The following is a 14,737-nucleotide window of genomic DNA, read 5'->3' as shown; positions in this document are numbered from 1 at the left end:
GCTTTTTTATTTTAACTATTCTGTTGCTATTTTTGAATCTATTTTTATTTTTTCAAAATTAGTACGGGATATGGGTTTTAAGTTCCCCGTTACCTTTCGTTTGATAATAAGAATGTATTTTTACGTTTTCACTATAGCAATGAGGACAGTTTTTCTTGAATAAGGCATCCTCTTTCTCTTGGCACAAGCCAACATCATTCAGGATTTCCATAGAGCTTTTCTTTAATATTGACATTGTTTTCTGTTTCCTTCTTCTTTGATATAATGACAATAATAATAGTATAATAAAAACGGGCCGATGTCTAGTCTTAAACTATTTTTCTATTTTCTCAAAGCCTTACACCATAACTTTTTCCAACTTTGATCAGACGATACCAGTTCCGAGCTTGTTTGGACTAGAAAAAATACCAACAGTAGAACAGATTCGCAACATTGTGGATGGGGTAGCAGCGAGTAGTCTATTCCCTTTGTTTGGGTTAATTTACCAAGCATTGAGGAGCATGGGATTCTTGAAAGCCTATGAAATATTGAGGGGAAATCTTCTAGTAGCAATGGATGGGACAAATTACTACAGTTCGGAAAAAGTAAATTGTCCATGCTGTTCAACCAAAACGTCAAAACAGGGAAAAGTCACCTACTTCCATCAGGCATTATTGCCCGTGATTGTTTCCCCAGACCATGAATCAGTTTTTTCCTTACCCCCTGAATTTATTACCCCTCAAGACGGTTCTGAAAAGCAAGATTGTGAGCAAAATGCGGCGAAACGTTGGATAAGTAACCATGCTAGTCTGTTTGCGGGACAGAAGATAACTCTGCTAGGGGATGACTTGTACAGTCGTCAGCCCACTTGTCAGCACTGTCTCGACCACGATTTCAACTTTATCTTCGTCTGTTTACCGACTTCTCATCCCACACTCTATGAATGGTTAAACTATTTAGAAGCTAATGGAGAAGTCAAAACCACTCAACACCGACGTTGGAATGGGAAGTATTTCGAGATTTGGCACTGCCGTTATCTCAATCAGATTCCCCTGCGAGACCAACAGCCTGCTTTGTTGGTTAACTGGTGTGAGCTAAAAATCCACCGCGAATCCGATGCTCAACTTCTTTATCACAATAGTTGGATTACCAATCATTTTCTCACCCCTCACATCGTTCTTGATGTCTGTCGTGCTGGACGGACTCGTTGGCGTACTGAGAACGAGAATCACAATATTCTCAAAAATCGAGGCTATCACTTAGAGCATAATTTTGGGCATGGTAAACAACACCTCGCCTCTGTTTTGCTTACCCTGAATTTGCTGGCTTTTCTCTTGCACACGGTTTTAGGTTTGGTTGATGAACGTTACCAGAGAATTCGCGTCCAACGCGGCACTCGTAAGGGATTCTTTCAAGATATTCTCTCTTTGACCAAATATCTGTTCTTTGAAAGCTGGCATCATCTTTTAGATTTTATGCTTGATGACTCAGTTTCTCTCGCTGTCTCGAATTCTTCCTAGTTGATTAATTGGCAATTTTCATAGCAAAACCCTTGCCAGTAAATACATCGAGCCTTTTGTATCTTTGACTACATTCTGAATTTGGAATTGCTGGTCGTTTACTTCCATCTTTCTCTCTGCAAAATCAGTAGACACTTTTCTCTTTATTCATAACTTCCTATAGGTCAAAGTTTTTCTGTCTCTATTTATACCATTTGAATTTGGAATTGCTGAATGGGTTCCCAAATTTGTTGATTGAGAGCGGCCTTTTCTCGATGTCGCTTTCTCTCAGCTTTGACCAAACCAAATAACTTAGCACGTTCAGCCAGATAGGTTACTGTATCAGGCTTTTCTCCTCTAGCAATAGCCTTCGCTACATAGGGCTTGCTGAAAAAGTCAAAAAACGAAAGAAATGTGGGTTAGGGAAGTATGGACTGAAAAAGCATAGATAACTTATCCTTATGGAAACAAATCAAAATACAGATTTTGTTTAATCTATTGTTCCTTTCTGTCTAAAAAGGTCAACACAAATCACTCCTCACAAAAGAGAGGAAAATTAACACCATTTTTCACAAGAAAAACGACTCTACAACTTTTTACTTTTTGTTTTCTTTTTTGTCTTCTGAAGTAGAGTAGAAAGATTCATTACCAAAAAGTTCATCGCAATTACCGTTTCCGAGGTCTCAGGTAGTTTGGCCATCACTCGACCAAGACTAAATTTCCTCTTTCCCTGTCCGAATTTACCCTCAATGGCATTACGCACTCTTTCATCTGAGCGTGCCTCTTTCTTTTTTTCTTTGCTCACCTCTTTCGGCGGTCTTCCCAATCGGGGACCACTCATTCTTATATCCCTTTCTTTACAATAAGCTCGATTCGCTTTTGTTCGATAGATTTTATCCACATGAACCGATTCCGGATAACATCCTGTTTCCCTTTTATATTCTTCTATTCGCGCTTGTAAATCTCCCGATTCGTTGTAATTATCCCAACTTAATTTGTCTAAGAAGACAAAGCCATTCACATTACTTGCCGATATTTTAGCCCCAAACTCTACTGCTTTTCCCGCTTTTCCACGCACTATTGGACGCACGTGAGGTTGGCTTACACTCACAATTCTGTTTTCTACTTTATTTGTCTTTTTTTCATACATTTCTAACTGTTGCTCATACACTTTTCCTATCGTTACAAGCTCTTCTTGCTCTTTTTTCGTTAGTTTTTCTAACTTTGCTCCCTCTTCTATCATTTTTTCTATATCAGACAAGTTTCTTTTTATATATCCTAGTTGTTTTTTTGTTCCTTTTCTTCTTTCTTTTTTTGACACACGACGTTTTTTTGCTATGGCTAAGTACTCTTTTCTTGCCACTTCCCTATAAGTCCTCGGCTTTTCTTTCCTTCTCTCTTTTATTTCTTCATACAGCTTATCTATTATTTTTTCTGTTTTTTCTCTGGCATCATTCAATATTCCTATATCCGTTGGATATTTTATATCTGCTGGTGTACAAGTCGCATCTAACAATAACTTTCCTTCATTTTCTTTTTTTTCTGACGCTACACCCGTCGCTTTTTTTTCTATTTCTTTATTAATTTTATTTATTTATTAATTCCATTCCTATTTTTTTACGAAAATGAACCATCATTGACGCATTAAATGCTTCTTTGCTACTATAGCTTTCCATTCCTATAAAGTACTGTAAATAAGGGTTCTCTTTTATTTGTTCTACTGTTTCTCTGTCACTTTTTCCTGAAATTTCTTTGATAATTAATGCTCCTAATGCCATTCTAAATGATTTGGCTGGGGCTCCTTTTTTTTCTGTGAAGTTTTTTGCATATTCTTCCTCATATTCTTCCCAGGGAATCATTTTTGACATTTCTATCCAACGATTTTCTTCGTCTAACTGCCCGCCGAACAGATTTTTCAAGTTTTCTGGTGTTTCAATTGAGTACTGTTGCTTTCGGTACATCTGCTTTCTCTCTTCTTAATGCAATGGTTTTGAGGCATTCTACCCTATTTTCGTGCATTCTAGCGGTTCTTAATTCGCCTACTATTTTTCTCCGTAAAGGTTTCAGCTTTTTTCAGCAAGCCCTACATATACTGAACACGGTCACAAGTTGCGAATTTTAAAAATAAGAGATAATATAGTAAAAATAGAAAAAGTAGTCAAGAGGCTGAGAAATGATTAAGTTAGAATTTACGGAAGAAGACAAAAGACTGTTGTCTTACGGTCGGTTTAATCACCCGCATCCTAGAGTACAGCTAAAGATGGAAGTTTTATGGTTAAAAAGTCAGGGATTATCTCATCAAAAAATTGCTCAATTCGCAGGAGTTTCAGTAAATACGGTGACAAGCTATATCCGTGATTATCAAGAGGGCGGGATAGAAAAACTAAAAGAAATAAAATTTAATCGCCCGAAAAGCGAGTTAACAGAGCATCAAGGGAAAATTGAGGCATATTTTGAGTCAAATCCACCAGCAACAATAAATGAAGCAGTAAAAAGAATAGAAGAATTAACGGGAATAAAAAGAAGTCCAACGCAAGTCAGAAAATTTTTAAAGTCAATAGGAATGAGGTGTCTAAAGGTGGGAACAATTCCATCAAAAGCAGATGTAGAAGCTCAGGATAGCTATAGAGAAAAAGAGCTAGAACCAAGGCTAGAAGAGGCAAAAGCAGGAAAAAGGGCAGTTTTCTTTGTAGATGCCTCTCATTTTGTAATGGGAGCATTTGTAAATTTTATATGGTGCTTCAAGAGGATTTTTATTAAGTCACCATCAGGGAGAAAACGTTTTAATGTGTTAGGAGCATTAAATGCAATTACCCATGAAGTAATTATGGTAACGAACAGTTCTTATATTACGGGAACTCAGGTTTGTGAACTCCTAGAAAAGATAGCAGAATTAGGACTATTAATACCGATTACGTTGGTATTAGACAATGCTCGTTATCAAAAATGCCGAATTGTGCAGGAGTTGGCAGAATCATTAGGAATAGAGTTACTGTACTCACCTCCTTATTCTCCTAACTTGAATTTAATTGAAAGACTGTGGAAGTTTGTGAAGAAGAAGTGTTTATACGCAAAATATTATGAAGATTTTACGCAGTTTTCTGCAGCAATTTCAGGATGTCTTGAAGATGCTAACGTAAAATATAAGGAGGAGCTTGATTCTTTGCTCACCTTACGATTTCAACGCTTTGATAAATCTCAGATTATGAACGTTTGAAGTATAGTATAGACTCCGAAACACCATCTCTACTGAGATTTTTTCTTTCGGTTGATTGAGAGCAATCGCCACTTCCCCTACCAATTGATTTAAGACCGTATAGAAAATCAAAGTGCAAATAATCTGGATTTGGACACCATTCTTATTCCCTACCCATAAATAGGCTAGTCCTAAAAGTCTTTTCGTTAATAAAAAGGCTTCTTCGATTGTCCATCGTCTTCGATATAAATCACAGACCTCTTCGGCGGACAGTTGTTCGGGAGACAACACATTTGTTAAATACTGATACCAGATTGTTCCCCATAATACTGAGACTAATCTCACCGGATGCTTGCAAGGATTAGAACGGTAATTTCCCATAATGATAATCTCATCTCTGTAATGACTACCTTGAGACAATACTTGTTTGGTTTTGTAAGATGTACCCGCTCTAAATCTGGTTAGAAAAAACTTTTTAGCTTCTGTTAACAAATCAAACCACACAAAGCTAAAAAATCCCATATCTACGAGAATTAAACCATTTTCTGGTAATTTAGCTGCCAATTCTTCACACCATATTTTATCATTTGATTTATCATTTTCTGTGTACCATAAAGTAACGGGTCTTTGGGTAAAGGCTTCCACTACCATCATTATTTTACCCCCCAATTTACTCTTTTCTTCTTTACTTATTTTCATATTTTTCCTTATCTGCTCTAGCGTTGAGCCATCTGCTATCCACACTGCACTAAACTTTTCTCTTATTTTTTCCCATTTTTCTCCTACTTGGAGCTTCTTCCCTTTTTCGGCTGCTTTTTCTAACACTTCTTTTAGTAATATTGCAAATATTTCGGCTGGCACATTCATCATTCTTTTTGATACTGCCTGTTTGCTTACTTTTAATGATGCTACCCATAGCAATCCCTCTTCCTCTAACGGGTGCGACCTTTAGTTGATAAAAGCTGTTGTAATCAGGGTTCTACAGGGAACCCATATTGATCAAGTTTTGCCCAAAATTGACTCCATCGTTCCTTCGTCAATACCAAAGCTCGTAGGCTCAAAATAATTCCTGCTCCTTTTTCCTTCCATCGCATCCCTGAACAACATAATCGTTGTTTGACCAACGTCTTACAAGCTGCTTCCGTAACACCTGAACCAATCGGATACTTTTTCTCTATGTATTCAGCATAATCCATTTGATGCTGATGATTCTCGTAATAAGTAATCGCCGCTTGTAGTTTCTCGGTAAGATTCTTAGAATGACTTTTTTCTTCTTTGACTTCTTTCATCAGATTTAGCAGTTCTCCTGCTTTTCCTTTTTCATGCTTGAGTTCTCGACAATTTTCAGTCAACCATTCTTTTTGTTTTGACACGGTATTCGGATGCAACGCTTCTGCCAAGGCACCTAAGTAACCAGAGGCATGATAGAAATCTAATATCTGTTCTTCCGTTTGCTTTTCTAAAAACTTCCAATTTGATTCTGCCCCGTCTGCTATCCCGACCAATGTTGCCTCTGGATAACGGTTTTTCGCTCGCTCAATTTCTCTTTCTAATCTTTCTAGAAAACTCTTTTTTCCATACTCTGGTGCCGCACCTAGATAGATTGTATGTTGACGTTCGCCTTCACTATCGTATAGGGAAACGGTTCCCACCATTGCTTCACGGTAGCCATCCTCACACATCAGCATACAGGTTCCATCTAATCCTATTCCCACTGTTGCAATTTGGCTATCCTCCTTGGGCGGGGCATAACTCCACGCTTCTTCTTTTGCCTGTACCACACTTCCTACTGCTTCACTCAATCTTTGGATATAGGATAGCGCTACTTTTCTACCATGATTTTCTAATAAATCATTTTTCACCTCTTTGCCTGCCATCCCTGACATTTTTGAGGATACCTGTTTTGCCAATAATGGCGTTGATGTTATGATTATCCTTGCTTCTCTTTCTAAGGGGCAATACGTTTTTCCTCAAAGGTGAACGCTGATATACATGACGATTCACTATAACCTCACCATAAGGTGTTTGATATTCTTTCGGTTGCTCTCCCTTACTCTTCCAGATTTCTTCACCGATTTTTAAGGGTGAACCATCTGTATCTAAATATTTCAAGGCTTCTTTGCTGGCGATGCAACCTACTTCGTTTAAGCCTTTTTGAATATTTATTTCTGTATCCAACATTGAACGACTGAGTTCTAATGTTAGTTCTATTTTTATCTTTGAACCCTCTACATTAATTAGTTTTGCTGTCATCATTGTTTCCTCTTTGTCACTTTTCATCTCATGTTAACACTTTTCTTTTCCTTCATCAACTAAAGGTCACACCCCCTCTAACAGTCTTACCGCTTCACTTATACCCGCTATTTGACGATACACTATACTTAACACTAATGCCACCATTACTGGTAAATTTAATACCCTATCTCTCATCATTTTCTCATGAGTTCCCTGTAAATATTTTAATGGTGTAAACATTGTGGGTTCTAGTAATTCAAACAACTCTTTTGTTATTTCAGGGATTTCTACCCCTGGCTGATTTGTCTTACGACGTAAGTCTGGGTTTCCTTTTCTCCGAGGATGTTGTCTTGCCATTTGTTTTTTGCTCACTTTTTTATATACTAACCTTTTTTTCAGCCTACTCTTACTTCCGCCTGCTTTTAGGCTAATCTTTTGTGAGTAGGCATTTTGGCTTAAGTTGACACCAATGCTGTACAAGTCATCCCCTAGCAGAGTTATCTTCTGTCCCGCAAACAAACTAGCATGGTTACTTATCCAACGTTTCGCCGCATTTTGCTCACAATCTTGCTTTTCAGAACCGTCTTGAGGGGTAATAAATTCAGGGGGTAAGGAAAAAACTGATTCATGGTCTGGGGAAACAATCACGGGCAATAATGCCTGATGGAAGTAGGTGACTTTTCCCTGTTTTGACGTTTTGGTTGAACAGCATGGACAATTTACTTTTTCCGAACTGTAGTAATTTGTCCCATCCATTGCTACTAGAAGATTTCCCCTCAATATTTCATAGGCTTTCAAGAATCCCATGCTCCTCAATGCTTGGTAAATTAACCCAAACAAAGGGAATAGACTACTCGCTGCTACCCCATCCACAATGTTGCGAATCTGTTCTACTGTTGGTATTTTTTCTAGTCCAAACAAGCTCTGAGCATTATCTCGCCCACAACGGCTGTTAAGCTGACGTTGGTACTCTAAAAATGACTCATTTTGCATAAAAAAGGCGGCAAATGCCCCCAGTATCGCCTCTCTTAGACTATATTTCGTTGCATTACTAACCGAACGGGGGTCATCTATCTTCCCAATGACCTCGTTTAAACAGTGAACGATTCCGTCAAAACTTAGGTCGTTTACTTCCATCTTTCTCTCTGCAAAATCAGTAGACACTTTTCTCTTTATTCATAACTTCCTATAGGTCAAAGTTTTTCTGTCTCTATTTATACCATTTGAATTTGGAATTGCTGGTTTCTGCCATTCTTTTTTGACAACTTTATCGGCTTTCTCAATTTTTTGACTTATAGCTTTATTATCGGACTGGAGACGTTGAGCACTTTCGACCACAAGCCATCGTTGCTGTTCACCCCCATATTCCGAAGCCCTCACTTGCCAACGATAACCGTCCTGTTCACCCTGCTGCCATTGGTCTTCTGATATATTTGCCAAAGTCTCAGTGGCTTCTTTCAGAGGGACACGACTTAACCATTGAATTGACCTCGCCATGCCCACATTTTCCGCCGTATAAAAAGCTCCATCAATCACCGATAAACCTTCCATATTCAACGTTTCTTGACAGTCTTTGATTATCTGGGGAAACACCTTTTTATCCGATTCATTGCCATCTCCTAATTGCATAAAGAGAGGGACACCACCATCTCCACTACATATCATATTTAACATAAACTGTTTTAGGTCTGGTCGTTTATCTCTGGAATAACCAAATTTTATTTTTATGGCTTTTGTCTGCTCGTCTTCCTCATCTTCTATCCTTTCCTTATACTTCCCTTGTACAGACATTGAGGTTGAGTCTAAATGCTTTGACTTTTGTTCTATTCCAAAGATTGCTGCCGCTTTTAGGACTATTTTCGTGAACCGGTTTTTTACCCCCACTCCAAATACCTTATCCAATGACCTTCCTAGCTTGTCATCATTTAAATCTTCTGCTTTTATTCCTTCTCCTAATAGGTGTTCTAATGCTTTTCCTTTAAAAAATTCACTCAACAAATATAACGGAGCATTAATACATCCTAAGCAGTTGGCTCTTCCCCCAACTGTGTGGAAAGTGTATAATAGTAATACCACAGTAGGAGGTGGAGTATGTGGATAAACTTGGATGAGCTACTAGGTTTGCCAAAGGTAACAGTCGTAAACTATCGAGAAATAGATGGTGCTTTGTTCTTAAAATTAAAAATGAAAAACGAAGTAATGGAATGTCCAAATTGTCATAAAGAATTGGAAGATATAAATCAAATAGAATATAATTTGGTTCGGGATTTATCCCTATTGGGAAAGAAAGTATATCTGGAAGTGCCCCGCCGCCAGTTCCATTGTGAAAAATGTCAGAAATACATAACAGAAAAACTGGACTTTATGCGGCTAAGAAAACATTATACAATTCGTTATGAAGAAAAGATTTATGAGCAAGTAAAAAAGAAAAATGTAGAAGAGGTAAGGCAAGAAGAAGAAATAAGTTGGGGAACATTGGAATCAATATTTGAAGAGTATGCAAAGCAGGCAGAAAAGAAGGAATGGGAATTACCAGAAAAGATAAGTTTAGACGAATTTAGTAATAGAAAAGGAAAAAAAGACTTTATTACAACAGTGATAGATATAAATAAAAAGGAATTGTTAGAAGTAATAAAAGGACACAAAAAAGAAGAGATAATAGAAGCCCTAAAGGTGCAGCCAGCAAGGGTTAGAGAGAATGTAAAGGAAGTAAGTGTGGATATGTGGGAGGGATTTACGTCAGCAATAAAGGAGTTATTTGTAAATGCTAAAATCGTCTATGATAGATTTCATGTAATGAAAAATATAAATGAAGAATTGAATAAATTGAGAAAGAAAATGAATATCCATAAAAAGGGTTTAACATACCTATTATGGAAAAATAAAGAAGAGTTAAAAGAAGAAAAAAGAGAAGAGTTAGAAGAGATATTGAAAATGTATCCTTGTTTAGGAATAGCGTATGAAATGAAGGAAGAGATTAGAGATATTTATGAGCATTCAAGAACGACAAATGGTGCAAGGAGAAAATTTGAAAAATGGATGAGAACAGCGAGCCTATTCTATAAAAAAAGTGTGGGTATGCTGAAAACTCATTTGACAGGTATATGCAATTATTTTGAAAACCATACAACTAATGGATTAACGGAAGGGATGAATACAAAAATTAAATTAATAAAAAGGAAAAGTTATGGATTTGCTAATTTTGAGCATCTACGGCTTAAATTGTTAGCTTGCTTTAACTCTTAACATAACATTACACACAGACAAGGGGAGAGCCAGCAGTTTAATATCATTGCTTTTACTATTGTACCTACACTGAGCTTTTCTTGAGGATGAGTTCCCACTTCCTCATCGATAATTTCTACTAAACCCATTTCATCTATAATTCCCGCTACGATTCCTAAGTGGTCGAGGTCTTTAATATTTAGGTTATTCATTTTTACTGTTGATTCTATCTAAGACAAGACTCCATTTTAGAACTTTATTGACATTTTTTATCCTTGCCCGAAATCAATGCACAAGTACCGATACTAGCTCGCGTGAACTAGTGCTCCTCTTCGACAACCTGCGGAATGTGGGTTGTATCCAATCCACGCCTTCAGGACTTTCATCTAGCCAAACAATTTCATAATGTTCCTGCCAGCCCGCCTTAGTCTCGGGAACTGGTATCGTCTGATCAAAGTTGGAAAAAGTTATGGTGTAAGGCTTTGAGAAAATAGAAAAATAGTTTAAGACTAGACATCGGCCCGTTTTTATTATACTATTATTATTGTCATTATATCAAAGAAGAAGGAAACAGAAAACAATGTCAATATTAAAGAAAAGCTCTATGGAAATCCTGAATGATGTTGGGTACATCCCGGATAAAGTAGTACATAGAATCTGGGGTAAAATGGAAAAAAACTGATGAGCGAAAAAAGTATGTTACCGATTCCCCCAGAAGAAAAAGCACTGTTAAAACAGCATCTCACCGAATCAGCCCGTATCCTGCGCAAATATACGGAACCAGAGAAACAGAAGGACTTTGGAAGCATCGAAGTAGAAGTCAGAACCCAGATGTTAGAAATTGTGGGGCCAACAATGGGGGAGTTTTTTTTTCAGAAGGGGGAAAAAAACGGTCTGGAAACAAGCGAAAAATCAAAACCCTAGTCGGAGAAGTGGAAATAAGCCAAAAACAAGCCAGAAAACTAAAGGTGTCGCCAAAAATCGTCTTAAGTCCAGGTTTAGAGAAATGCTGTCTAAGAGCCAGTGCGAAAACATCCTACCAACAAGCAGAAGAAGATATAGAGGAGTTGATGGGGATAAAAGTAGGACATAGCAGTTTACATCGCTTGGTAGAACGGACAGAACTGCCCTTAGCTCAAGCTCAGTCAGAGAGTGCGGGGGTCAGTATAGATGGGGGAAAGATTTGTCTGCGGGGCGAGGAGAAGGAAGGGGGACAGTGGCGAGATTATAAACTGGTGAGTCTTCATGGCAATGTCTGTGAAGCCTTTTTCCAAGACCCAGAGGGCTTAAAGAATTGGAGCAATGTTCAACCTTTGTCCCCAATAGTGACCTTTTTGGGAGATGGTCATCCCGCAATCTGGAATGCGGTAGAGAGTTTCGCCACTCAATCGTGGCTGATACGACGAGAGGTGTTGGATTGGTATCATCTCAAGGAGAATCTGTTCAAAGTGGGTGGCTCTCTCAAACGGCTAGAAGCAGTGGAGCATTTACTGTGGCGGGGTTTTGTGAACAAGGCAATAGATGCGTTTGATGGAGTCAAAAGCAAGAGGGCAAAGAATTTTCAAGCCTATTTGACGAAGCATTATCAGCGTATCCCTGATTACCAATACTATCAACAGCTTGGTATTGTGATTGGTTCTGGTGATGTGGAGTCTAAGATTAAACAGGTGGGAGCTAGGGTTAAATTGTCGGGAGCACGTTGGCATCTTCATAATGTTTCTCGTATTCTTCGGCTACGATGTGCTTATCTCAATCACTCTCCTCTTTTGAGTGTCAATGTATTATCTTAAGTGGGATGCACCCATGATGTTGGCTTGTGCCAAGAGAAAGAGGATGCCTTATTCAAGAAAAACTGTCCTCATTGCTATAGTGAAAACGTAAAAATACATTCTTATTATCAAACGAAAGGTAACGGGGAACGTAAAATGTTCATTTGTCAAGAATGTAGTTCTTGTTTTGCTGAGACTTATGGTAGCGTAATCGCTGGCTTAGAAACCCCATTAAGTGAAATTGTAAAAGTATTAAAAGCCAGAATGGAAGGAATAGGATTAAATGCAGCAGCCCGAGTATTTGGCTACGCGAAAACAACAATATTGAATTGGGAAAAGAAATTATCAGGATTACAAGAGACATTATTTTTATACGCCTTAGTGAATGAATTTGTTAAATTAGTAATAGAAGGGGATGAACTATACACAAAAGTTGGAAAAAATAAAGAAGCAAGTGCCTCTGAGGGATGGACAATCGTGCTCATGGACAGGGCTAGCCGCTTTATTTGGCATTTAAAATGTGGTCGAAAAGAGCAGAAATTATTTCTAGAAGCAATGATGACGGTAGCGGAATTATTTGAAAGGAGTGCAGAATCTCTCCAGTTATTTACAGATGGAGAAAAGCGATATAGTCAACTGCTATTTAATATTTGTCACGAAGTATTAAGGACTGGAAAGCGAGGTCGTCCCACCAAAGTATTACCGAAGGGTTTTGTAGTAAGACTAAAAAATAAGAGTAGTAAACGTCGAGATTCTGAGGGTAAACTCAAGAAAGTAGAAACTCCGAAACCAGAACATCCAGAGACAACAGAAAAACCAGAAGAAAAGGACGTCCATGCCAACCACGTTGAGGCATTTAATAGTGCTATCCGACGCTATTTAGCCGCCTTTCGTCGTCGTACAAATACTTATGCTAAATCTGTTGTGGGATTACAGCGAGTCCTAGATATTTTCTGGATGGTTCATAACTTTGTTCGTAGCCATTTTACTACTAGAGAAGTTCCTGCTGTAGCTCTCGGTATAATTGAAAAAGGGTTAACTTGGGAGGACTTACTCCAAATTCGCCTGATTTCTTGAACCTCCCGTATTGCAACGTTTCTAGCTTCTAGCTAGACGATACCAGTGCCTAGTCTCGTTCATGGAACCGATAAACCCGATCTTTGTCCCATCGGCTTTTTCAATCACTCCTGCCTTACCGTGAACAAATCCGCAGATATTATCGGGCGCAACCCGAATGGCTTGGGGATGTTGGTTCAAAAAATTATAAAGCCACTGATAACGGGGTCTATTCAGTAGAGTTTCGGCTTCGATGGGCAGACTATTTAGGGCTTGCCGAAAAAAAGCTGAAACTCTTACGGAGAAAAGATAGTAGCCGAATTAAGGACAGGCAGAATACAGGGAAATAGGTTAAAATGGCTTGAAAACCTTGCCGGAAAAGGAGGCAAAACATATGTACGGAAGACAACAGTACGAAACTAAGACACCAGAAAACTTCAAAAATCCGTTCGATGGGCAGTTAGACGCAGAAAATCGTTGGGTAAAAATGTCAAAAATGATTCCCTGGGAAGAATATGAGGAAGAATATGCAAAAAACTTCACAGAGGAAAAAGGAGCACCAGCGAAATCATTTAGAATGGCGTTGGGGGCATTAATCATCAAAGAAATGTTAGGAATAAGTGATAGAGAAACAGTGGAACAAATTAAAGAAAATCCTTATTTACAGTATTTTATAGGAATGGAAAGCTATAGTAGCGAAGAAGCATTTAATGCGTCAATGATGGTTCATTTTCGTAAAAGAATAGGAATGGAATTAATCAATAAAATTAATAAAGAAATGGTAAAGAAGTTCGAGGGAGTAGTGTCAGAAAAAAAAGAAAATGAAGGACAGCTATTGTTAGATGCAACTTGTACACCAGCAGATATAAAATATCCAACGGATATAGAAATATTGAATGAAGCAAGAGAAAAAACAGAAGAAACAATAGATGAGCTTTATAAACAAATACAAGGAAAAGAGAAAAAAAAGCCAAGAACGTATAGAGTAGCAGCAAGAAAAGACTACCTAGAGATAGTCAAAAAACGTCGTGTGTCAAAAAAAGAAAGAAGAAAAGGAATAAAAAAACAACTACAATATGTAAAAAGAAACTTGTCTCATATAGAAAAAATGATAGAAGAGGGAGCCAAGTTAGAAAAACTAACGAAAAAGGAGCAAGAAGAGCTTGTAACGATAAGAAAAGTGTATGAGCAACAGTTAGAGATGTATGCAAAAAAGACGAATAAAGTAGAAAACAGAATTGTGAGTATAACCCAACCTCACATCCGTCCAATAGTGCGTGGCAAAGTAGGAAAAGCAGTAGAGTTTGGAGCTAAAATATCGGCAAGTAGTGTGAATGGCTTTGTCTTCTTAGACAAATTGAGTTGGAATAATTATAACGAATCGGGAGATTTACAAGAGCGAATAGAAGAATATAAAAGGGAAACAGGATGTTATCCGGAATCGGTTCATGTGGATAAAATCTATCGAACAAAAGCGAATCGAGCTTATTGTAAAGAAAGGGATATAAGAATGAGTGGTCCCCGATTGGGAAGACCGCCGAAAGAGGTGAGCAAAGAAAAAAAGAAAGAGGCACGCTCAGATGAAAGAGTGCGTAATGCCATTGAGGGTAAATTCGGACAGGGAAAGAGGAAATTTAGTCTTGGTCGAGTGATGGCCAAACTACCTGAGACCTCGGAAACGGTAATTGCGATGAACTTTTTGGTAATGAATCTTTCTACTCTACTTCAGAAGACAAAAAGTAAGAAGTTGTAGAGTCGTTTTTCTTCTGAAAAATGGT

At 38.0% G+C, this 14,737-nt stretch carries 10 protein-coding genes and 4 pseudogenes; 7 read left to right on the top strand and 7 right to left on the bottom strand.

Annotated elements, in window-relative coordinates; all coding sequences use genetic code 11:
* Nucleotides 1-58: 58 nt before the first annotated feature.
* Nucleotides 59-235: a hypothetical protein gene (locus KA717_32715; protein ID UXE60304.1), complete on the bottom strand. Its 177-nt coding sequence runs from the start codon at nt 233-235 to the stop codon at nt 59-61.
* A 199-nt stretch (nt 236-434) separates the two neighbouring features.
* Here KA717_32715 and KA717_32710 point away from each other — a divergent pair, with 199 nt between their 5' ends.
* Nucleotides 435-1,499, top strand: a complete 1,065-nt coding sequence (locus KA717_32710; GenBank protein ID UXE60303.1) for an ISNCY family transposase — start codon at nt 435-437, stop codon at nt 1,497-1,499.
* A 598-nt stretch (nt 1,500-2,097) separates the two neighbouring features.
* Here KA717_32710 and KA717_32705 read toward each other — a convergent pair.
* Nucleotides 2,098-3,439: pseudogene (locus KA717_32705) on the bottom strand (IS5 family transposase).
* Nucleotides 3,440-3,651: 212 nt separating this feature from the next.
* Between KA717_32705 and KA717_32700 the strand changes: the two are divergent.
* Complete coding sequence (locus tag KA717_32700; GenBank protein ID UXE60302.1) at nt 3,652-4,695, top strand: IS630 family transposase; 1,044 nt, start codon at nt 3,652-3,654, stop codon at nt 4,693-4,695.
* Here the strand turns inward: KA717_32700 and KA717_32695 are convergent.
* From KA717_32695 to KA717_32680, 4 genes and pseudogenes are all read right to left on the bottom strand, one after another.
* Nucleotides 4,693-5,610: pseudogene (locus KA717_32695) on the bottom strand (IS4 family transposase). The gene KA717_32700 and the pseudogene KA717_32695 overlap by 3 nt on opposite strands.
* 35 nt (nt 5,611-5,645) lie before the next feature.
* Nucleotides 5,646-6,927: pseudogene (locus KA717_32690) on the bottom strand (ISKra4 family transposase).
* A gap of 66 nt (nt 6,928-6,993) precedes the next feature.
* Nucleotides 6,994-8,073 (bottom strand): hypothetical protein, encoded by a 1,080-nt coding sequence (locus KA717_32685; GenBank protein ID UXE60301.1) that lies wholly within the window; start codon nt 8,071-8,073, stop codon nt 6,994-6,996.
* Nucleotides 8,074-8,085: 12 nt separating this feature from the next.
* Nucleotides 8,086-8,907 carry an IS1634 family transposase gene (locus KA717_32680; protein UXE60300.1) on the bottom strand — a complete coding sequence of 274 codons (822 nt, stop codon included), beginning with the start codon at nt 8,905-8,907 and terminating at the stop codon, nt 8,086-8,088.
* A gap of 93 nt (nt 8,908-9,000) precedes the next feature.
* Between KA717_32680 and KA717_32675 the strand changes: the two genes are divergently transcribed.
* The gene (locus tag KA717_32675) at nt 9,001-10,155 is read left to right on the top strand and encodes an ISL3 family transposase (protein ID UXE60299.1); all 1,155 of its coding nucleotides are present in this window, start codon (nt 9,001-9,003) and stop codon (nt 10,153-10,155) included.
* Here the strand turns inward: KA717_32675 and KA717_32670 are convergent.
* Nucleotides 10,152-10,346: a DUF4277 domain-containing protein gene (locus KA717_32670; protein UXE60298.1), complete on the bottom strand. Its 195-nt coding sequence runs from the start codon at nt 10,344-10,346 to the stop codon at nt 10,152-10,154. The two genes, KA717_32675 and KA717_32670, sit on opposite strands and share 4 nt — an antisense overlap.
* A gap of 469 nt (nt 10,347-10,815) precedes the next feature.
* Here KA717_32670 and KA717_32665 point away from each other — a divergent pair, with 469 nt between their 5' ends.
* From KA717_32665 to KA717_32650, 4 genes and pseudogenes are all read left to right on the top strand, one after another.
* Entirely contained in the window at nt 10,816-11,058 is a 243-nt protein-coding gene (locus KA717_32665; GenBank protein UXE60297.1) for a hypothetical protein, read from the top strand.
* A complete protein-coding gene (locus tag KA717_32660) occupies nt 11,046-11,924 on the top strand; it encodes an ISKra4 family transposase (protein UXE64845.1) in 879 nt (292 codons plus the stop codon). Before KA717_32665 ends, KA717_32660 begins: the two co-directional genes overlap by 13 nt.
* Nucleotides 11,925-11,948: 24 nt before the next feature.
* Nucleotides 11,949-12,980, top strand: coding sequence for an IS1 family transposase (locus KA717_32655; GenBank protein UXE64844.1), 1,032 nt, complete (start codon nt 11,949-11,951; stop codon nt 12,978-12,980).
* Between the two features lie 373 nt (nt 12,981-13,353).
* Nucleotides 13,354-14,691, top strand: a pseudogene (locus tag KA717_32650) (IS5 family transposase).
* The last annotated feature ends 46 nt before the right edge of the window (nt 14,692-14,737 follow it).

The sequence above is a fragment of the Woronichinia naegeliana WA131 genome, from assembly GCA_025370055.1.
Taxonomy (GTDB): domain Bacteria; phylum Cyanobacteriota; class Cyanobacteriia; order Cyanobacteriales; family Microcystaceae; genus Woronichinia; species Woronichinia naegeliana.
The sequence above is the reverse complement of the archived record's forward strand: the minus strand, read 5'-3'. Positions and strand labels throughout refer to the sequence as shown.